Here is a 20250-nt window from a genome sequence, read left to right as displayed (position 1 = left end):
TCCGCAATTCGACACTTGCGAGGTGTAGTGGGCATCGAGATCGAAGACAAGTTCGACGTTCCTGACGATTACGAAGTCCCCGACCTCAGCAAGTTCGGCGAGGTTCTTGGGCCGAGAAGCTACCAACTCGTGGCGCTCTACTACGACACGCCCGATCTACGGCTGGCCGCCAGGGGTATCACGCTGCGCAGGCGCAGGGGCGGCGCGGATCCCGGCTGGCACCTCAAGCTGCCCCGGGCCAAGGGCGCCCGTCAGGAGATCCAGCTCCCGCTCACCCGCAGCACGAAGATCGTGCCCAGCGAGCTGGCCGAACTCGTCCAGGCCTACACACGCGGCGCCGCGCTGGCCCCCGTGGCCGAGCTCGACTCCCGCAGGAGCGTGCGGGTGGTGTCGGGGCTGGTGGAGGTGGCCGACGACCGGGTGAAGGGCACGGTGCTCGGCGACGAGTCGCGCGTGGAGCGCTGGCGCGAGGTCGAGGCCGAGCTGCTCGAGCAGGGCGACCCGAAACTGCTGGCCAAGGTCGGCAAGCGGCTGCGCAAGGCGGGAGCCGTACCCGCGGGGACAGAGAGCAAGCTGGCCAGGCTGCTCAAGCCGACACCGCCGGCGCGCGCCCAGGTCGGCGACGGCACCGCCGCCGACGTCGTCATCGCCTACCTGGCGGGACATGTCGACGCGCTGCTGGCGCAGGATCCGCGCACGCGCAGGGCGGAGGAGGACGCGGTACACCAGATGCGCGTCGCCTGCCGCAGGATGCGCAGCGCGCTCAAGGCGTTCAAGACCGTCGTGCAGGACACCGTGCACCTCCAGGACGAGCTGAAGTGGCTCGGCACCGTGCTCGGCGAGGCCCGTGACCTGGAGGTCATCAGGGCGAGGTTCGCCCGTCATCTGGAGAGCCTGCCGCCCGAGCAGGTGGTGGGTCCGGTCCAGGCGCGGCTCGGCGACGACCTCGGCGCCCGCGAGGAGGAGGCCTACGGCAGGATCAGGGAGGCGTTGAGCGGCGAGCGCTACTACGCCCTGCTCGACGCGCTCGACGGGCTGGTCGCCGATCCGTCGCTCGGCAAGGCGGCGAAGAAGCCCGCCGACGACGTCCTTCCGGCCATCGCCGGCAAGAACTGGAAGCGGGTGACGAAGGCGTACGACACCGCGCAGACCATCGCCGAGCCGGAGCAGCGCGAGATCGCCATGCACGACGTGCGCAAGGCGGCCAAACGCGCCCGGTACACCGCCGAGGCGCTCGGAATGGGCGATCTGGCCAAGCGCGCCGAATCCATCCAGGACGTGCTCGGACTGCACCAGGACGGAGTGGTCGCCCAGGAAACGCTCGCCAAGGAGGCCGAGACCGCGCGCCAGGCGGGCGAGGACACCTTCACCTACGGCGTGCTGGTGGGCATCGAGCGGGCCACGGCCGAGCGCGCCCAGGCGGACTTCCCCGAGGTGTGGGCGGGGGTTCAGACGGGGTAACGCTCGACGCCGACGACCTTCCCGTCCGCGCGGTGGACGACGGCGAACGCGCCCTTGCGCAGGTGCAGGCGCACTCCGCCGAGCTCGGCGATCAGCGGAGGGAGCACCTTGCCGTGACTGCACACGACCGCGGGGCCGTCGAGCCGGCGGACGAGTTCGGCGGTCCTGGCGGGGTCGTAGCCCGGCTCGCTCAGCAGCGGGTCGAGCCGGATGTCGCCGTCGGGCAGGGTCTGGACGCACCGCCTGCTCGGGGAGCTGAGCAGGGTGGTGGGCAGGTAGGCGGGCAGCACCGTGGCCAGCGTGCGCGCCTGGGCCTCGCCCTCCTCGTCGAGCGGGCGCAGGTCGTCGTCGCCCGTCCATTCCTGGCGTGAGCCGGCGCTGCCGTGCCGTACCAGGATCAGGGGGGTGGTCTCGGGCGGCGCGGCGCTCAGCGCGCGCAGCAGCCGCACGTCCCACGCGTACGTCAGGCGCGCGTACGCCTCCTCGACCGGAAGCCAGACCAGCTCGTCCACCTCGGGGCCGGGCACGAACCGGCCGGAGACGGCGCGGGCCGTCCAGTAGTCGACCCGCTTCAACCGGCCCTTGTGCGGGTAGTGGGCGGGCGGCAGGGAGCGGCCGAGGGCCACGGTGAGGCCCGTCTCCTCGCGCACCTCCCGTACGGCGCCGGCGATCGGATGCTCGCCCTTGCGCAGCTTGCCCTTCGGGAAGCTCCAGTCGTCGTAGGCCGGCCGGTGGACGAGGGCCACCTCGTCGCCGCGCCGGACGACCGCGCCCGCGGCTCTGATGAAGTCAGTCATCGACTGTTCTCCAGCGCCTGGTGCCGAGCAGGTGGGTCTGCGGGTCCTGGCCGTGGTGGCGGCTCCACGTGCCGTCGGAGTTCAGCCACCAGCTGTTCGTGGTGTCGGCCATGACCAGGTCGAGCAGCTCGATCAGGTAGGCCCGGTGCGCCTGGCCGGTGACCTTCACCAGCGCCTCCACCCGGCGGTCGAGGTTGCGGCGCATCAGGTCGGCGCTGCCGATCCAGACCTCCGGCCGTCGGCCCAGCCCGAACTCGTAGACCCTGGAGTGCTCGAGGAAGCGCCCGAGAACCGAACGGACGCGGATGGTCTCGCTCAGGCCGGGAATGCCCGGACGGAGCGTGCAGATGCCGCGGACCCACAGGTCCACCGGCACGCCCGCGCGGGAGGCCCGGTAGAGGGCGTCGATCAGCTGCTCGTCCACCAGCGAGTTGGTCTTGATCCTGATCCTGGCGGGACGGCCGGCCTGCTGGTGGGCGATCTCCCGCTCGATGCGCGCCAGCAGGCCGCCGCGCAGGGAGTGCGGGGCGACGAGCAGCCGGCGGTAGGCCGAGTGGTTGGAGTAGCCGGTCAGGTGGATGAACAGGTCGGTGACGTCCTCGCCGACCAGCGGGTCGCCGGTGAGCAACCCGAAGTCCTCGTACAGCCGCGCGGTCTTCGGGTTGTAGTTGCCCGTGCCGATGTGGCAGTAGCGGCGCAGCTCGCCCGAGGCCTCCTGGCGGACCACCAGCGCGAGCTTGCAGTGGGTCTTCAGCCCGACCACGCCGTAGACCACGTGGCAGCCCGCCTTCTCCAGCTTGCGCGCCCAGGAGATGTTCGCGTGCTCGTCGAAGCGGGCCTTGATCTCGACGACGACCACGACCTGCTTGCCCGCCTCGGCCGCGTCGATCAGCGCGTTCACGATCGGGGAGTCGCCGCTGGTGCGGTAGAGGGTCTGCTTGATGGCCAGGACGTTCGGGTCCTCGGCCGCCTGCTCGATGAAGCGCTGCACGCTCGTGGCGAAGGAGTCGTAGGGGTGGTGCAGCAGCACGTCGCGTTCGCGCAGCACGGCGAAGATGTCGTCCTCGGCGTGGATCGCCTCGGAGGGGACGAACGGCCGGAAGCTCAGCTCGCCCCTGTCCAGGTCGGCGATCGCGTGCAGCCCGGTCAGGTCGAGCGGTCCGTTGATCTTGTAGATCTCGTGCGGCGCCACGTCCAGCTCGTCGACCAGCAGCTCCAGCACCTCGGGGGTGATCGTGTCCTCGACCTCGAGCCGGACCGCCGGGCCGAACCTGCGCTTGAGCAGTTCCTTCTCCAGCGCCTTCATGAGGTTCTCGGTGACGTCCTCGTCGACGTCGAGGTCCTCGTTGCGGGTGACCCTGAAGGCGTGGTGCTGCAGGATCTCCATGCCCTTGAACAGCTGCCCGAGATGGGCGGCGATCACGTCCTCCAGCGGCACGAACCGGTCCTTGGAGGCGGTCACGAAGCGGGGCAGCTGCGACGGCACCTTGACCCTGGCGAAGACCGTGTGGTCGGTCGACGGGTTCCGCACCACGACGGCCAGGTTGAGGCTGAGGCCGGAGATGTACGGGAAGGGGTGGGCCGGGTCGACGGCCAGGGGGGTCAGGACGGGGCGGATCCGCTCCCTGAACAGCTTGCGCAGCTCGGTGCGCTCCTCGCGGCCGAGGTCGTCCCACCGGACGATCTCGATGCCTTCGGTCGCCAGCTGCGGGCAGATCTGCTCGTGGAAGAGGGCCGCGTGGCGCTTGGCCAGGCCGTCCGCGACCGTCGCGATCCGCGCCAGCTCCTCGCGCGGCTTGAGCCCGCTCTTGGTACGCAGCAGCAGACCTGTGGCCATCCGCCGCTTGAGGCCCGCCACCCGCACCCTGAAGAACTCGTCGAGGTTGCTGGCGAAGATCGCCAGGAAGCGCACCCGTTCGAGAAGGGGGAGCGAGGGGTCCTCGGCCAGTTCCAGCACCCGTTCGTTGAACTGGAGCCAGCTCTCCTCGCGGTTGAGGAACCGCTCCTGAGGCAGGGGCAGATCGTTGTCGGGGTGCAGGAGCTCAACGGACATATTACGTAATATGCCCAACGAGATTGAACAAAGCGTTAACTTCTCTTCAACGACTTACTCTTGTTCGAGTTTGGCGGCCCGCTCGGCCAGCCTCGCCTCGCGCTGGCGCAGCTTCTCCTCGCGTTCCCTGGCCTTCTCGGCCTCGCGCAGCATCCGCTCGCGCTCTTTCAGCTCGCGTTCCCTGGCCTTCTCCGCCTCCTTGAGCTCCCTGGCCCTGGCCTTCTGCGCCTCCTTGAGCTCCTTCTCGGTCGGCCTCGGCAGGGCGGGCGCGGGAGACAGCTCCAGGCCCTTGCTCGTCGCGGTGATCTGCGGCCTGGGGTTGAGCCCCGTCAGCCCGTTCCACGACAGGTTCACCAGGTGCGCGGCGACCTCCTCGCGGCCGGGCCTGCGCACGTCGAGCCACCACTGGCCGGTCAACGCCACCATGCCGACCAGCATCTGGGCGTACATCGGCGCCAGCTTCGGGTCGTAGCCCCTGGCCTTGAACTCGTCGGCCAGCACGTCCTCGACCTGGCTGGCGATCTCGCTGATCAGGCTCGCGAACGTGCCCGTGCCCGAGGCGGCGTGCGAGTCGCGCACCAGGATGCGGAAGCCCTCGCTGCTCTCCTCGATGTACTGCAACAGCGCGAGCGCCGCCCGCTCCAGCTTGACCAGCGAGTGCGACGCCGACAGCGCCGCGGTGATCATGCCGAGCAGCTTCTGCATCTCGCGGTCGACCACCACCGCGTAGACGCCCTCCTTGCCGCCGAAGTGCTCGTACACCACCGGCTTGGACACCTGCGCCGTGGCGGCGATCTCCTCGATGGAGGTCCCGTCGAACCCCTTCTCGGCGAACAGCGCGCGGCTGATGGTGATCAGCTGCTCTCTTCGCTCTCTTCCTGTCATACGTCTGCGGGAACGGGATTCGGTGGTCACAGGTTCCATAATGACGGTGCCCGGTCGAAAACCGGGCACCGCTGTATCGGCACTAGCCAATGCGCTTCGCCGCCAGCCGCTCAGGCGTCGGCCACCGTACGTCGTGGACCCAGCCCAGCCGCTCGAAGAGGCGGATCACCGCCGCGCTGATGTCGATCTGCCCCTTCAGGACACCGTGACGGGCGCAGGTCGGGTCGGAGTGGTGCAGGTTGTGCCACGATTCGCCGAACGAGGGGATCGCCAGCCACCACACGTTGCGCGACTTGTCGCGCACCTCGAACGCCTCCTCGCCGAAGACGTGGCAGATCGAGTTGATCGACCAGGTCACGTGGTGCAGCAGGCCGATGCGCACCAGCGAGCCCCAGAAGAAGGCGGTCACCGCGCCCTGCCACGACCAGGTCAGCAGCCCGCCGAGGATGCCGGGAAGCACGATCGAGGTGAGGGCCAGCGCGCCGAACCACTTGTGCAGCCTGACGATGTCGGGGTCCTTGGACAGGTCGGGGGCGTACTTCTCCCTGTTGGTGCGCTCGCTCTCGAACAGCCAGCCCATGTGCGCGTAGAGCAGGCCCTTGGTCATGGACCTGAAGCCGGGGCCGAAGCGCCACGGCGAGTGGGGGTCGCCGTCCTTGTCGGAGAACTTGTGGTGCTTGCGGTGCGTGGCCACCCAGTCGAGCACCGACATCTCCAGCGACAGGCTGCCCGCGATGCCGAGGGCGATCTTCAGCGGGCGCTTCGCCTTGAAGGAGCCGTGCGTGAAGTAGCGGTGCAGCCCGACCGTCACGCCGAGACCGGAGACGACGTAGAAGAAGAAGGAGATCGCGACGTCGGTCCAGCCCAGCCCCCAGCCCCACGCGAACGGCACGGCGGCGGCGAACGCGACCAGGGGGAGGCCCACGACGAGAGCGAACATGATCAGCTCGGGCTTGGTCCTGGGCTCGGGATCCGCGTCTGGCTTGGGACCGGGCGCCGGTCGATCGGTCAGGACGGTCATGGGCTACCTCTCACGACAGGTATGAGGATGATTGTCCGGGCTACGCATCCGTAACTTACGTCAGCGTAAGTTAGGAATTCCTAAGAGGCGAATGTGGGGAAGGTGAAGGTATCGGCGAGTTGCCGAGTGGGTTCTGTGCCTTGTGGAAAGCCGTCGCCGGCTGGTATAAGCCCGGCCGAGCGGCCGAGGGTCCGCCCTGTCCGGGAGATGGAATGCGGGCGCGGAGGTGAGGTGCGGGTCGGTATCGTATGTCTAGCCGTGACACGCCAGTGTCCGGATTATCCCGGATCGTCTAATTGGCAGGACAAGTGGTTTTGGTCCACTTTGTAGGGGTTCGAGTCCTCTTCCGGGAGCTCTGAGGCGGTTCGCGGCCACCGGCTGGGTGGCTAGAGAGACACCGAGGGCGGGAAGGTATCCTCACGGTGTCGGGAGGGTGGCGGTGCGGTAGCCGTACCGCGCCCTGATCCGCCTCGTCACAGGGAGCCTCAGTCCGTGAGTGTGCCGCGCCCGGCCGCCGTCATCGTCCTCGCCGCAGGCGAGGGCACCCGGATGAAGAGCCAGACCCCCAAAGTCCTCCATGAGCTGTGCGGCCGCCCGCTGGTCGACCACATGCTCGCCGCCGCCAGAGAGCTCGACCCCGAGCGGCTCATCGTCGTCATCGGTCACGCGAGGGAGCGCGTCGGCGGTCACCTCGCCCGCAACAGCCCCGACGCGCGCGCCGTCGTGCAGCGCGAGCAGCGGGGCACCGGCCACGCCGTCCGCACCGTGCTCGAAGAGGTCGGCACGATCGCCGGCACGGTGCTGGTCACCTACGGCGACACCCCGCTGCTGCGCGGCCGGACCCTCGCCGACCTGCTCGAGGCCCACGCGAGCGAGCGCAACGCGGTCACGGTCCTGACCGCCGAGGTGCCCGATCCGACCGGCTACGGACGGATCATCCGCGACGGTTCGGGCGCCGTGCTGGAGATCGTCGAGGAGAAGGACGCCACCTCGGCGCAGCGCGCCATCAGGGAGATGAACTCCGGCGTCTACGCCTTCGACGGCCTGCTGCTGGCCGACGCGGTCAAGCGGGTCTCGACCGACAACGCGCAGGGCGAGGAGTACCTCACCGACGTGCTGTCCATCCTCAGGGCCGACGGCCACCGGGTCGGCGCCCACATCGCCGCCGACTACGTCGAGGTCGAGGGCGTCAACGACAGGGTGCAGCTCGCCTTCGCCCGCAAGGTGCTGAACCAGCGCGTCCTCGAGACGCACATGCGGGCGGGCGTCACCGTGATCGACCCCGCGAGCACCTTCGTCGACGTGCAGGTCAGGCTCGAGGCCGACGTCGTCATCCACCCCGGCACGCAGCTGCACGGCAGCACCGTCGTCGAGACCGGCGCGCAGATCGGCCCCGCCTCCACGCTGACCGACACGACGGTGCGCGCCGGAGCGGTGGTGCGCTACGCCGTGTGCGACGGCGCGGTCATCGGGCCCGAGGCCGCCGTCGGGCCGTACGCCTACCTCAGGCCCGGCGCCGAGCTGGGGCACAAGGCCAAGGCGGGCACCTACGTCGAGGTGAAGAACTCCACGGTGGGGGCGCGCTCCAAGGTGCCGCACCTCACCTACGTCGGCGACGCGACGATCGGCGAGGACGTCAACATCGGCGCCTCCGCCGTCTTCGTCAACTACGACGGGGTCAACAAGCATCACACCACCATCGGGGACGGCGTCTTCGTGGGGTGCGACACCATGCTGGTCGCTCCGGTGACCGTCGGCGACGGCGCCTACACCGCCGCCGGTTCGGTGATCACCGAGGAGGTCCCACCCGGGGCGATGGGCGTGGCGAGAGCGCGGCAGCGCAACATCGAGAAATGGGTCTTGCGCAGGCGCGCGGGCACGAAGTCGGCAGCGGCGGCCGAGAGGGCGCTGGCCGAGAAACAGCGGGAGAGTGGCACGTGACGAGCATCAAACAGCCGGGGTCGAAAGAGCTGATGCTCTTTTCTGGCCGGGCCTACCCTGAGCTGGCCGACGAGGTCGCCCGGAATGTCGGGGTCTCGCTCACGCCGACGAAGCTGATCGACTTCGCCAACGGTGAGATCTACGCGCGCTACCTCGAGTCGGTGCGCGGGTGCGACGCCTTCGTGATCCAGAGCCACACCGGGCCGATCAACAAGTGGATCATGGAGCAGCTCATCATGGTCGACGCGCTCAAGCGGGCCTCCGCCAAGCGCATCACCGTGGTCATGCCGTTCTTCGGCTACGCCAGGCAGGACAAGAAGGGCCGCGGCCGTGAGCCCATCACCGCGCGGCTGATGGCCGACATCTTCAAGACGGCGGGCGCCGACCGGCTCATGTCGATCGACCTGCACACCTCGCAGATCCAGGGCTTCTTCGACGGCCCCGTCGACCACCTGTTCGCGATGCCGGTGCTGGAGAGCTACCTCAAGGACAAGCTCGACCTGGCCACCACCACGATCGTCTCGCCCGACACCGGCCGCGTACGGCTGTCGGAGCGGTGGGCCGACACGCTGGGCACCCCCATGGCGTTCATCCACAAGCGGCGCGACCTCGACGTGGCCAACACGGTGAAGGTCAACGAGGTGGTCGGCAAGGTGCGCGGCCGCACCTGCGTGCTGATCGACGACATGATCGACACGGCGGGCACGATCTGCAAGGCGGCCGACGCGCTGTACGAGCAGGGGGCCACGAACGTCATCGTGGCGGCCACCCACGCGGTGTTCTCCGACCCCGCCGTGGACCGGTTGAAGAACTCCCGCATCTCCGAGGTGATCGTGACGAACACCTTGCCGCTGACGGAGGAGAAGCGGTTCGACAAGCTGACCGTGCTGTCGATCGCGCCGCTGATCGCGCGGGCGATCACCGAGGTGTTCAGCGACGGCTCGGTCACGAGCATGTTCGAGGGCAACACCTGAGTTCGCCTGGGCCGGTGCGCCCAGGCAGGACCTGCGGGGGAGCTGTTCCAGCTCCCCCGTTTTCTTTTCCCCGCGGCGGATCCGGGGGCCGCGTGCACACGGCTACCGGCCCGCCGTGAAGACGGATCAGGGCAGCGCCGTACCACTGGTGTCCGACACACATCGTCGAAGGGCCACCATGCATGTCAGCCCACCACAAGATCCCGAGATCCTCCTGCTGGGTACCGATGCCGAACTGATCGGCGATTCGCTGGAGCGGCCCGAACGCTTCGGCGCCGTCTTCGACCGCCATTTCGACGCCATCCACCGCTACGTCCACCTGCGCCTGGGCGAGTCGACGGCAGACGACATCGCCGCCGAGACGTTCCTGCGCGCCTTCCGCGCCAGGAAGCAGTACGACCTGTCCAAGCCCAGCGCGCGCGCCTGGCTCTACGGCATCGCCTCCAACCTCGTCGCCGACCACGCCCGCTCCGAGGCCCGCAGGTACCGGGCGCTGGCCAGGAGCGCCGCGCCCGCCGACCAGGAGAGCCACGACGAGCGGGTGGCCGGCCGGGTGTCCGCCGCGGTCATGCAGCCGGCGCTGGCCGCGGGCCTGGCGAAACTCTCGGCGGGTGACAGGGGCGTCCTGTTGCTGATCGCCTGCGCCGACCTCAGCTACGACGAGGTGGCCGCCGCCTTACGCATCCCCAAGGGAACAGTGGGCTCCCGGCTCAACCGGGCGCGCAGGAAGCTACGCAAGATCATCGGAATGAACGGGGAGGACCTGTGATGAACGAGCTCGACCTGATCAAGGAGTACCACGACGGCCTCCCCGGGCCGTCCCGGCGGGCCTCGGCGCGTGCCTGGAGCCGGCTGGCCGCGCAGGCGCAGGCGCCGGAGGGACTCGGACCGGTCCCCGCTCGCGGCCGCGGCCTGCGCCGGCTGGCCTTCAGGGTGGGCGTCGTCGCGGCGCTCGTGTCGGCCGTGAGCGCCGGCGTGGTCGTGGTGGGCGGCGACGGCGGTGGCTCGCCGCTGTCGCTGCGCCCGGCCAACGCCGCCGAACTGCTGGAGCAGGCCGCGGCGGCCTCGCTCAAGGACCCGCGGCCGCGCGCCGACCAGTTCGTCTACCTGGACCGCAAGGACCTGCAGTACCACATCGGCAGCGGCCCGGAGGGTGAGTGGGAGGGCGCGCAGGAGGTTCGCAGGGAGATCTGGGTCCCCGCCGCACCCGACGGTGAGGTGATCACCCGTGCGACCTTCGGGAAGGACGTCCTGACCCGCGGCAAGCCCTACGAGGGCCAGGCTGCCGAGGGGACGGTGAACTACTACCGCGGCGACCAATGCGTTGCGATCGCGGGCGGCGTGCTGCGCCGGGACGCGGGCGAGTTCCCGACGGAGCCGGGCGCGCTCCTGGCCAAGGTACGCCAGGAGGCGGAGCGGGAGGTCCGTGACCCGTCGACCTTCGACCAGGAGCTGGCTCCCGAGGAGATCCCGATACTGGTCGAGGGCTTCGTCGTGGACAAGCTGGTGTCGCTGGTCGAGAATCCCTTCGCCACCCCCGAGATCAGGGCCACGGTCTTCCGCGCGCTGAAGACCATGCCGAACGTGACGATCGCCCCCGACCTCGCCGACGCGGCCGGCCGGCACGGGATCGGGGCCGAGATCTCGTGGGCCGGGCTGGAGGGCAGGCAGCGATCGGAGATCGTCTTCGAGCAGGAGACCTTCAAGCTGTTCGGCTGGCGGCACTTCGAGGAGCTGAAGCAGCCCGACGGCGGCGCCAAGGAGACGCTGACAGGCAGCACGGCGTTGATGGCGAGCGAGGTCGTCGACTCCACGCCGGAGATCCCCGCGGGCAACGAGCCCCAGTACCCCTGTTGAAAGCCGGCGCCCGTCTCCTCGGCCAGGGGGCCGCCGAGGAGGCGGCGCGGTCCGCGCCGAGACACGACGTTCTTCACAGATATCCCAGCCCTCTCGAATGTCACTATGTGCACATGTATCATTGCTCTCCGTAGCCAATCGGTGGTGATGCGTACAGCGCGCCCACCGCTCCACGACAAGGACTCTCGTGAGTTCTTGCGCACACATCGGGGATGAATCATGAGCATTCGAGTGATCGGCGCGACCATCGTGGCCGCGACCGCGATAGCAGGCGGTCTGGCGGTCTTCGGCGGCGCGTCCATGGCGTCCGAGTTCAGGCCGGCGCCGACGCCTGGGCCCGGCTCGGACAACAGGACCATGTCCGACTCCGACGCCAACTCGACCTCCACCACCTCCTCCCAGTCCGCGCCCAGGAAGAGCCGGTCCAGGAACCAGAGCAAGTCGGTCTCCTGCTCCAACGGCTCCTGCACGGTGAAGCTGTCCGGCGCGCCGGTCAACAGCGCCGACCTGATCGCCACCAGCGACACCTCGGTCTCCGACCTGGGCAGGGCGGCCCTGGGTGTCAGCGACTTCATGTCCGACGGGGTCGCGGTCGAGGTGGAGGGTCAGGAGAAGGGCCTCAGGATGGGCGAGCCGGTGACGATCGGCGACTGGACCATGACTCTGGAGCGCGTCAACCCGCGCAGGTACGAGGCTCAGCTTGTCGCCACCTACAAGGCGCCGAACACGGGACGTTGATCCCGGCGCCGCAGGGGATTCCGGCGGACGTTCCGCCCCGGCCGGTCGCCGGCCGGGGCGGTTCCCCGCGCCCCGCGTGCGAGCTGAGGGGTGAGGGAAGCGGGTAGACTGCACAGGTTGCGTTCGTAACGCCTTCCGCTAGGGCGGGTGAGGGTGAACGCAGTATCCGATCTTTCCGATGCATCCCTAGGAGATGTCGTGTCCGAAGTACGTATCGCCGCCGAGTCGCGCACCGAGTTCGGCAAGGGCGCCGCCCGCAAGATCCGTCGCGCCGACAAGGTGCCCGCCGTTCTGTACGGGCACGGCATCGACCCCAAGCACCTCACGCTGCCCGGCCACGAGGTCCTGCTGGCCCTGCGCACCGCCAACGTCCTGATCCACCTCAAGGGCGAGGGCATCGACGAGCTCGCGCTGCCCAAGGGCGTCCAGCGCGACCCGATCAAGGGCTTCGTCGAGCACGTCGACCTGCTGCTGGTCAAGCGCGGCGAGAAGGTCACGGTCGAGATCCCCGTCACCACCGTCGGTGACGTCAACTCCGAGGGCCTGCTCGACCAGCAGTCGGTGAGCGTCGCGGTCGAGGCCGAGGCCACCCACATCCCGACCGGCGTCGAGGTCGACGTCGAGGGTCTCGAGGTCGGTGCCTCCATCACCGCCGGCGACCTGCAGCTGCCGAAGGGCGCCACGCTGGCCGCCGACCCGGAGACCGTGATCATCCAGGTCATCGCCAAGCCCACCGAGGCTCCCGCCGAGGCCGCCGCCGAGGGTGAGGCCGCCGAGGCCGCCGCCGAGGGCGAGACCGCCGAGGCCGCCGAGTAAGAAGCCAGAGCCCGGAACGGGGCGAGCCGGGCACGCGCCCAGCTCGCCCCGTTTTCTGCATGGAGGAGCGATGGATCGCTGGCTGATCGTCGGCCTGGGCAACCCCGGGTCCCAGTACGAACGCAACAGGCACAACGCGGGCTTCATGGTGCTCGACGAGCTGGCCGCGCGGGCGGGCGGCACGTTCAAGGCGCACAAGAGCCGCGCGCACGTGCTGGAGACCAGGGGCGCGGTGCTGGCCAAGCCGCAGACGTACATGAACCTGTCAGGGGGCCCCACCAAGCATCTCGCCGACTTCTACAAGATCCCCCCGGAGCGGGTGATCGTGGTGCACGACGAGCTGGACATCCCGTACGGCGCGCTGCGCGCCAAGTTCGGCGGCGGCGACAACGGCCACAACGGGCTGAAGTCGATCACCAAGGTCCTGGGTACCCGCGACTACCTGCGGGTACGGTTCGGCATCGGCCGCCCGCCCGGCCAGATGGACGCGGCCACCTTCGTGCTCAGGGACTTCGGCACCGTCGAGCGCAAGGACCTGGCCTTCCTCGTCGACAGAGCGGCCGACGTGGTCGAGTCGCTGGTGGAGAAGGGGCTGGAGACCACGCAGAACGCCTTCCACAGTCTCGACCTGAAGATCTCCGGCCCGCCACGCTGAAATCCCGCCATCGGGTACTACCGGGCGCTACCATTCCATGACTGTCCGTTGATACAGGTCGTGGGGGGGCAGATGACGGTCGCGAAGGTCGAGCCGCCGCTCGTCTGGCGGGCCAGCCCTCGCATGCCTGGATGGGTGCGTTCCTACCGCGTGCAGGCGTTGTGGACAGATCTGTCGTGCGCGGCGGCGGGGGCGATGCTCGCCTTCGCCGCCCGGTTCGGCGAGATCACGCCCCACGCCGCGCCGTACATCGTGCTCAGCCTCGCGCTGCCGCCCGTGTGGGTGTGCGCGGTGGCGCTCAACAGGGCCTACGAGCCGCGCCTGGTCGGCATCGGCTCGGAGGAGTTCCGCCGGATCGTGCGGTGCGGGGTGGCGCTGACCGCCGCGATGGCGATCTGCGCCTACGCCACCAAGACGGAGGTGGCGCGCGGCTACGTCGTGCTGGCACTGCCGCTGACGACCCTGCTGACCGTCGTCTTCCGGTACGGCCTGCGCCGCGCCCTGCACAGGCGCAGGGCGGCCGGGAGGTGCATGCGCAGGGTGGTGGCCGTCGGCCACGCCGCGGGCATCGCCGAGCTGGTCAGCAGGTTCCGCAAGGAGCGCTACCACGGCATGGAGATCGTCGCCGCCTGCCTGCCCGAGGACTCTCCGGACAAGGAGGTCGGCGGCGTGCCGGTGGCGGGCGGGTTCGGCGACGTCCCGCTGGTGGTCGGCCAGTACGGCGCCGACACCGTGGCGGTGCTGGCCTGCCAGGAGATGGACGGCGTGGCGCTGCGGCGCCTGGCCTGGCGGCTCGAGCGCACGCACACCGAGCTGGTCGTCGCCCCGGCGCTGATGGAGGTGGCCGGCCCGCGCACGACGATCAGGCCCGCCGCGGGGCTGCCCCTGCTCCACGTGGAGCACCCCGAGCTGGCCGGGATGCGGCAGCTGGTGAAGAACGTGTTCGACCGGCTGGTGGCCGGAGTGCTGCTGGTGCTGGCCACGCCGCTGCTGCTGGCCGTGGCGGTCGCCGTACGGCTGGACAGCCCGGGCCCCGCGCTGTTCAGGCAGACCCGCGTGGGCAAGGACGGCAGGCTGTTCACGATCGTGAAGTTCCGCACCATGCGGCAGGACGCCGAACGGCTGAAGGTGCTGCTGGTCAGCGACGCCGACGGCGTGCTGTTCAAGGTCAGGAACGATCCACGCGTCACCGGCATCGGCGCGCTGATGCGCCGCCATTCCCTGGACGAGCTCCCGCAACTGGTCAACGTGTTGCTGGGGCACATGTCGCTCGTCGGCCCCCGCCCTCCGCTGCCGGAGGAGGTCGCCAGGTACGGCGACGACGTCCGCCGGCGACTGCTGGTGCGCCCGGGGCTGACGGGGCTGTGGCAGGTTTCCGGCAGGTCGGATCTGTCATGGGAGGAATCCGTCCGCCTCGACCTGCGTTACGTCGAGAACTGGTCACTCATGCTGGATCTGCAGATCCTGTGGAAGACTTGGTCGGCCGTCGCCCGCGGGCAAGGAGCTTATTGATGACGATTCGCGACGACCATTCCCTGGCCTCCGACCTGGCGACGGAGGCGGGCGAGCGGCTGCTCGCGCTGCGCTCCCGCGAGGGTTTCGGGCACCCGCCCACGCTGCGCGCCGAGGGTGACCGGATGTCCCACGTCTTCCTCACCGAGGCGCTGGCGCGGCTACGGCCCAGCGACGGCGTGCTGTCGGAGGAGGCCACCCGCGAGGAGCGCGAAGACCCCGCCAGACGCGCGGCGGACCGGGTGTGGATCGTCGACCCGCTCGACGGCACCAGGGAGTTCGCCGAGGAGGGCCGCGCCGACTGGGCGGTACACGTCGCGCTCTGGGAGCGCGGGGCGCTGGTCGCCGGAGCGGTGGCGCTGCCCGCCCAGGGCCGCACGCTGTCGACCGGTGAGCCGCCCAAGCTGCCCGCCTACCAGGGCGGCAGGTTCCGCATCGCGGTCAGCCGCACCAGACCGCCCGAGTTCGTCCAGAGACTCGCCTACCTCGCGGGCGCCGACCTCGTGCCGATCGGCTCGGCCGGAGCGAAGATCTCCGCGGTGCTGACCGGCGAGGTCGAGGCGTACGTCCACGCGGGCGGCCAGTACGAGTGGGATTCCGCGGCCCCCGTGGCGGTCGCGCAGGCCACCGGAGCGCACGCGAGCCGCATCGACGGCGCTGAGCTGGCCTATAACCAGGAGGACCCCACTCTTCCGGATATCCTTGTTTCCCTACCGGAGCTGGCGCCAACGTTGCTCGCCGGGATCCGCGACCTGCACCGCTAATGCCGGAGGAAGCCCCCATGCTTCAGCGCGACTACACGACGTCGCAGCTCGACGTCCTAGAGGCCGAGGCCATCCACATCATGCGCGAGGTCGCCGCGGAGTTCGAGCGGCCGTGTCTGCTGTTCTCCGGCGGCAAGGACTCCATCGTCATGCTGCGCATCGCGGAGAAGGCGTTCTGGCCCGCGCCGATCCCGTTCCCGCTGATGCACGTCGACACCGGACACAACTTCTCCGAGGTCATCGAGTTCCGTGACCGGCGGGCGGAGGAGCTCGGCGCGCGCCTGGTGGTGGCCAGCGTCCAGGACTCCATCGACGCCGGGCGCGTCACCGAGGAGACCGGACGGCGCGCCTCGCGCAACCGCCTGCAGACCACGACGCTGCTCGACGCCATCGAGGACCACGAGTTCGACGCCGTCTTCGGCGGCGCCCGCCGCGACGAGGAGAAGGCGCGCGCCAAGGAGCGGGTCTTCTCCTTCCGCGACGAGTTCGGCCAGTGGGACCCGAAGAACCAGCGCCCCGAGCTGTGGAACCTCTACAACGCGCGCATCCGCAAGGGCGAGCACATCCGGGTCTTCCCGCTGTCCAACTGGACCGAGCTCGACATCTGGGACTACATCCGCCGCGAGGGCATCGAGATCCCCTCGATCTACTTCGCGCACACCCGCAAGGTGTTCGAGCGCGACGGCATGCTGCTGCCCGACGCCTCCGTGGTCAACAGGGGCGAGGACGAGCCGCTGTTCGAGGCCGTCGTCCGCTACCGCACGGTCGGCGACATGACCTGCACGGGCGCCGTGCAGTCCACGGCCGCCACGGTCGAGGAGATCATCGAGGAGATCGCGGCGACCAGGATCACCGAGCGCGGTGCCACCAGGGCCGACGACCGGGCCTCCGAGGCCGCGATGGAAGACCGCAAGCGGGAGGGCTACTTCTGATGCGCGACCTTCCCCTCGCCAGCCGTACCACCATGGGAGAGCAGCTTTAATGGACATCCTTCGCTTTGCCACGGCGGGAAGCGTCGACGACGGCAAGTCCACCCTCATCGGGCGCCTGCTCTTCGACTCCAAGGCCATCTTCGAGGACCAGCTCGAGGCCGTCGAGCGCACCTCGCGCGACCGCGGCACCGAGTACACCGACCTGTCGCTGCTCACCGACGGCCTGCGTGCCGAGCGGGAGCAGGGCATCACGATCGACGTGGCCTACCGCTACTTCGCGACGCCGCGGCGGAAGTTCATCATCGCCGACACCCCTGGCCACATCCAGTACACCCGCAACATGGTGACCGGCGCCTCCACGGCCGACCTGGCGATCATCCTGATCGACGCGCGCAAGGGCGTGCTGGAGCAGTCGCGCCGCCACGCGTTCCTGACCTCGCTGCTGCGGGTGCCGCACCTGGTGCTCGCGGTCAACAAGATGGACCTGGTCGACTACTCCGAGGACCGGTTCGAGGAGATCCGCGAGGAGTTCACCGCCTTCTCCTCCAAGCTCAACGTGGCCGACCTGACCTTCATCCCGATCTCCGCGCTCAACGGCGACAACGTGGTGTCCAGGTCGGAGAACATGCCCTGGTACCAGGGCTCCTCGCTGCTGCACCACCTGGAGAACGTGCACATCGCCTCCGACCGCAACTTGGTCGACGTGCGCTTCCCCGTGCAGTACGTCATCCGCCCGCACAAGACGGAGTTCCACGACTACCGCGGCTACGCGGGGCAGGTCGCGGGCGGCATCCTCAAGCCGGGCGACGAGGTGCTCCACCTGCCCTCGGGCCTGACCTCGCGGATCGCCGCGATCGACACCTTCGACGGGCCCGTCGAGGAGGCGTTCCCGCCCATGTCGGTCACCCTCCGGCTGGAGGACGACATCGACATCTCCCGCGGCGACATGATCTGCCGGCCCAACAACCGGCCGCACGTCGCCCAGGAGCTGGAGGCGATGGTCTGCTGGATGTCCGACGCGGCCAAGCTCGCGCCGCGCTCCAAGCTGACCATCAAGCACACCACGCGGACGGCCCGCGCCCTCGTGCGTGACCTGCACTACCGGCTCGACGTCAACACGCTGCACCGCGACGAGACGGCGACCTCGCTGGGCCTGAATGAGATCGGCAGGGTGTCGCTGCGGGTCACCCAGCCGCTGTTCGTCGACGACTACGCCCGCAACCGGCTGACGGGCGGGTTCATCCTCGTCGACGAGGGCACCAACACGACGGTCGGCGCCGGGATGATCGTCGACGCCCGAGCGTGACGTTCGACAGGGCCCGCGGTTCGACCGCGGGCCCTGTCGCTTTTCCGGGCGCTTCCCCTTTTCCGGGTGCTTCCCCTTTTCCGGGCGCTTTTCCGGGCGTTTCTCCGCGTGCTCGGGCGGGACGGGCCCTGCGTGGTCATCGCCTGCCGGGTCCTGCGTGCCTGGCCGCGCGGGCAGTACGGCCGGCGGCTCATGATCGGGTCGGTGGGGCCGCCGCTTAGGTAGATCCTTTTACGTTTCCGTGACACCGTGATTACTCTCCGCGCTAATGTCTCCACGGTCCGTATCCGCCGCACCGCCGGAGGCGAGCCCATGACCAGCCGGGTGATCTTTCTCGGCGGCCTCGGCCGCAGTGGTACCACGCTGCTCGAACGCCTCCTCGGCGAGCTGCCCGGCGTCGTGCCGCTCGGCGAGGTCGTCCACCTCTGGGCGCGCGGAGTGCTGGCCGACGAGCCGTGCGGCTGCGGCGAGCCGTTCGGGCGCTGCCCCTTCTGGCGGCAGGTGGGCGAGCGCGCCTTCGGCGGCTGGCCCCGGGAACTGGCCGAACGGGTCCTGGCCCTGCGCCACCGGGTGGACCGCACCAGGCGCATCCCCGCCGTCGGTCACCCCGACCTGGCCGAGTACGTCGCCGCCTACGACCGCGTCTACTCCGCCGCCCTGGAGGTCACGGGCGGCACGGTCGTCGTCGACTCCAGCAAGCACGCCTCGCTGGCGTTCTGCCTGTCGGCGGGCGGCGTGGCCCCCCGCGTGGTCCACGTCGTACGCGACCCCCGCGCCGTGGCCCACTCCTGGCGCAGGACGGTCGCCCGCCCCGAAGACGGCCGCCCGATGACCAGGTGGGGCGCGATGCGCACCTCCCTCCACTGGAGCGCCCAGAACCTCGCGCTCGACCTGCTGTCCCGACGGGGCGCCAGGGTGACCAGGGTCCGCTACGAGGACCTGCTCGCCGACCCCCACAGCACCCTCACCGCGCTCGCCACCGAACTGGGCCTCGAGACCCGCCTCGCCTTCCTCGACGGAGCCACCGCGAGCCTCGGCCCCGCCCACACCGCCTCGGGCAACCCCATGCGGTTCGCCGTCGGCCAGGTGCGGCTCTTCCACGACGACGCGTGGCGCGGCGGGCTGCCTCCCGTGCAGCGCGCCGTCGTCTCGGGCCTGACAGCCCCTCTCATGACCAGGTACGGCTATCGCGGAGCGGCGGCATGACTCCTTCGGTCGGCGTGGTGATCCCCACCGCGGGCAAGCGGCCGGCGCAGCTGCGGGCAGCGACACGCGCGGTGCTCGCCCAGGACTATCCAGGCCGCGTCGAGCTGGTCATCGTGGCCGACGGCGGAGACCCGCCCGCGGTCGCCGAGCAGGTGGCCGACGCCGTCGCGCCCAGGTCCCACGCCGACGGGCGCCACCGGGTGCGGGTGCTGCCCAACCGGTTCAGCCCCGGCCTGCCCGGCGCCCGCAACACCGGCATCGCCGCCTCCGACACCGACCTGGTCGCCTTCTGCGACGACGACGACGTCTGGCTGCCCGGCAAGCTCGCCGCCCAGCGCCACGCCCTCTCCGATGGCGCCGACTTCGTCAGCTGCTCCATCGAGGTCGAGTACGGCTCCCGCCGCGTCCCCAGGCTCGCCGGAACTGACCAGGTCACCAAGGCCGACCTGGTGCGCTCGCGCATGGTGATGGTGCATTCCTCGACGTTCCTGTTCCGACGCGGTGCCTACTGGGTCGACGAGAGCGCGCCCGCGGGTCAGAACGAGGACTGGGACCTCGCGTTGCGCGCCGCCAAGCGGCAGCCGATCGCGCACGTCGACCGTCCGCTGGTCAGGGTCCGCTGGGGGGCGTCGCAGTACGTCACCAGATGGGCCGACCGCATCGCCGGGCTGGAGTGGATGCTCGCCCGGCACCCCGAACTGGCCGTGGATCCGCGCGGCGCGGCGCGGATCTACGGCCAACTCGCCTTCCACCACGCGGCGCTGGGGCGGCGCAGGGAGGCGGGCCGGTGGGCGCTGCGCACGTTCGCCGCCCACCTGGGCGAACCACGCGCCCCGATCGCGCTGGCGGTGGCGGCGGGGCTGGTGTCCGCTCCCGCGGTGCTGGCCCTGCTGCACGACAGGGGTCACGGGATTTGAGCGGTCCGGCACCGCACCCCACCCCCGACAGGAGCCCCGCCGCGGACCAGCCCTCCCGGCCCACCGCCCGGGACCTGACCGGAGAACCGCTCTCCTCGCCCGGGACTCCCAGCCGCTGCCTGGGGCTTCCCGCTCCCGAGGTGTTCCCGGCTTGCGGGGTGTTCGCGGCTTCTGAGGCGTGTCGCCCGCCTGAGGCGCTCCCGGTCTCCGGGACGCCATCGGCTTCGCGCGTGGTGCTCGCTCCTGGGGCGGTTCCCGCTTCAGGGGGGTCCAGGGCTTCCGGGGCGCTTCGCGCTCCCGGGGGCTCCGCGGCTCGTGGCGTGGTCCCGGCGCGCGGGGTGCTTCCAGGCTGTTGGGCTTTTCCGGCTTCCGGGACGCTTCCGGCTCCTGGAGTGCTCCCGGCTTCCGGGACGCT

General features: G+C 70.1%; 18 protein-coding genes and 1 tRNA gene. 15 read left to right on the top strand and 4 right to left on the bottom strand.

Annotated features, from left to right (window positions below):
* Nucleotides 1–15 precede the first annotated feature (15 nt).
* Nucleotides 16–1461 carry a CYTH and CHAD domain-containing protein gene (locus ACWEVS_RS04145; protein WP_452549819.1) on the top strand — a complete coding sequence of 482 codons (1446 nt, stop codon included), beginning with the start codon at nt 16–18 and terminating at the stop codon, nt 1459–1461.
* Here ACWEVS_RS04145 and ACWEVS_RS04140 read toward each other — a convergent pair.
* The 4 genes from ACWEVS_RS04140 to ACWEVS_RS04125 form a co-directional block, all read right to left on the bottom strand.
* Nucleotides 1449–2258: an NUDIX hydrolase gene (locus tag ACWEVS_RS04140; protein ID WP_452549817.1), complete on the bottom strand. Its 810-nt coding sequence runs from the start codon at nt 2256–2258 to the stop codon at nt 1449–1451. The genes ACWEVS_RS04145 and ACWEVS_RS04140 overlap by 13 nt on opposite strands.
* Nucleotides 2251–4311, bottom strand: a complete 2061-nt coding sequence (locus tag ACWEVS_RS04135; protein WP_452549815.1) for an RNA degradosome polyphosphate kinase — start codon at nt 4309–4311, stop codon at nt 2251–2253. The genes ACWEVS_RS04140 and ACWEVS_RS04135 overlap by 8 nt, the downstream gene beginning before the upstream one ends.
* A 54-nt stretch (nt 4312–4365) precedes the next feature.
* A complete protein-coding gene (locus ACWEVS_RS04130) occupies nt 4366–5196 on the bottom strand; it encodes a TetR/AcrR family transcriptional regulator (RefSeq protein WP_452549813.1) in 831 nt (276 codons plus the stop codon).
* Nucleotides 5197–5278: 82 nt separating this feature from the next.
* Nucleotides 5279–6217, bottom strand: a complete 939-nt coding sequence (locus ACWEVS_RS04125; protein ID WP_452549811.1) for an acyl-CoA desaturase — start codon at nt 6215–6217, stop codon at nt 5279–5281.
* Between the two features lie 281 nt (nt 6218–6498).
* Here ACWEVS_RS04125 and ACWEVS_RS04120 point away from each other — a divergent pair.
* From ACWEVS_RS04120 to ACWEVS_RS04055, 14 genes are all read left to right on the top strand, one after another.
* Nucleotides 6499–6570: transfer RNA gene (locus ACWEVS_RS04120), tRNA-Gln, on the top strand.
* Between the two features lie 139 nt (nt 6571–6709).
* The gene (gene glmU / locus ACWEVS_RS04115; RefSeq protein ID WP_354905480.1) at nt 6710–8158 is read left to right on the top strand and encodes a bifunctional UDP-N-acetylglucosamine diphosphorylase/glucosamine-1-phosphate N-acetyltransferase GlmU; all 1449 of its coding nucleotides are present in this window, start codon (nt 6710–6712) and stop codon (nt 8156–8158) included.
* Nucleotides 8155–9132, top strand: a complete 978-nt coding sequence (locus ACWEVS_RS04110; protein WP_354905483.1) for a ribose-phosphate diphosphokinase — start codon at nt 8155–8157, stop codon at nt 9130–9132. Before glmU ends, ACWEVS_RS04110 begins: the two co-directional genes overlap by 4 nt.
* A 115-nt stretch (nt 9133–9247) precedes the next feature.
* Entirely contained in the window at nt 9248–9901 is a 654-nt protein-coding gene (locus ACWEVS_RS04105) for an RNA polymerase sigma factor (RefSeq protein WP_452549809.1), read from the top strand.
* Nucleotides 9901–10989 (top strand): CU044_5270 family protein, encoded by a 1089-nt coding sequence (locus ACWEVS_RS04100; RefSeq protein WP_452549808.1) that lies wholly within the window; start codon nt 9901–9903, stop codon nt 10987–10989. Before ACWEVS_RS04105 ends, ACWEVS_RS04100 begins: the two co-directional genes overlap by 1 nt.
* A 219-nt stretch (nt 10990–11208) precedes the next feature.
* A complete protein-coding gene (locus ACWEVS_RS04095) occupies nt 11209–11727 on the top strand; it encodes a hypothetical protein (RefSeq protein WP_449918104.1) in 519 nt (172 codons plus the stop codon).
* A gap of 198 nt (nt 11728–11925) precedes the next feature.
* Nucleotides 11926–12543, top strand: a complete 618-nt coding sequence (locus tag ACWEVS_RS04090; RefSeq protein WP_449918102.1) for a 50S ribosomal protein L25/general stress protein Ctc — start codon at nt 11926–11928, stop codon at nt 12541–12543.
* Between the two features lie 70 nt (nt 12544–12613).
* The gene (gene pth / locus ACWEVS_RS04085; RefSeq protein WP_354905495.1) at nt 12614–13198 is read left to right on the top strand and encodes an aminoacyl-tRNA hydrolase; all 585 of its coding nucleotides are present in this window, start codon (nt 12614–12616) and stop codon (nt 13196–13198) included.
* Nucleotides 13199–13270: 72 nt separating this feature from the next.
* The gene (locus tag ACWEVS_RS04080) at nt 13271–14710 is read left to right on the top strand and encodes a sugar transferase (RefSeq protein WP_354905498.1); all 1440 of its coding nucleotides are present in this window, start codon (nt 13271–13273) and stop codon (nt 14708–14710) included.
* Nucleotides 14710–15474 carry a 3'(2'),5'-bisphosphate nucleotidase CysQ gene (locus ACWEVS_RS04075; protein WP_449918100.1) on the top strand — a complete coding sequence of 255 codons (765 nt, stop codon included), beginning with the start codon at nt 14710–14712 and terminating at the stop codon, nt 15472–15474. Before ACWEVS_RS04080 ends, ACWEVS_RS04075 begins: the two co-directional genes overlap by 1 nt.
* A gap of 17 nt (nt 15475–15491) precedes the next feature.
* The gene (gene cysD / locus ACWEVS_RS04070; RefSeq protein ID WP_354905501.1) at nt 15492–16406 is read left to right on the top strand and encodes a sulfate adenylyltransferase subunit CysD; all 915 of its coding nucleotides are present in this window, start codon (nt 15492–15494) and stop codon (nt 16404–16406) included.
* 49 nt (nt 16407–16455) lie between these two features.
* Nucleotides 16456–17712: a sulfate adenylyltransferase subunit CysN gene (cysN, locus tag ACWEVS_RS04065; RefSeq protein WP_354905502.1), complete on the top strand. Its 1257-nt coding sequence runs from the start codon at nt 16456–16458 to the stop codon at nt 17710–17712.
* 312 nt (nt 17713–18024) lie between these two features.
* Nucleotides 18025–18918, top strand: coding sequence for a sulfotransferase family protein (locus ACWEVS_RS04060; RefSeq protein WP_354905503.1), 894 nt, complete (start codon nt 18025–18027; stop codon nt 18916–18918).
* A complete protein-coding gene (locus ACWEVS_RS04055; protein ID WP_452415734.1) occupies nt 18915–19835 on the top strand; it encodes a glycosyltransferase family 2 protein in 921 nt (306 codons plus the stop codon). The genes ACWEVS_RS04060 and ACWEVS_RS04055 overlap by 4 nt, the downstream gene beginning before the upstream one ends.
* Nucleotides 19836–20250: the final 415 nt, after the last annotated feature.

The organism is Nonomuraea sp. NPDC003754 (genome assembly GCF_053605785.1).
Note: the sequence above shows the minus strand (reverse complement) of the source record. Positions and strands in the feature narration are given on the sequence as shown.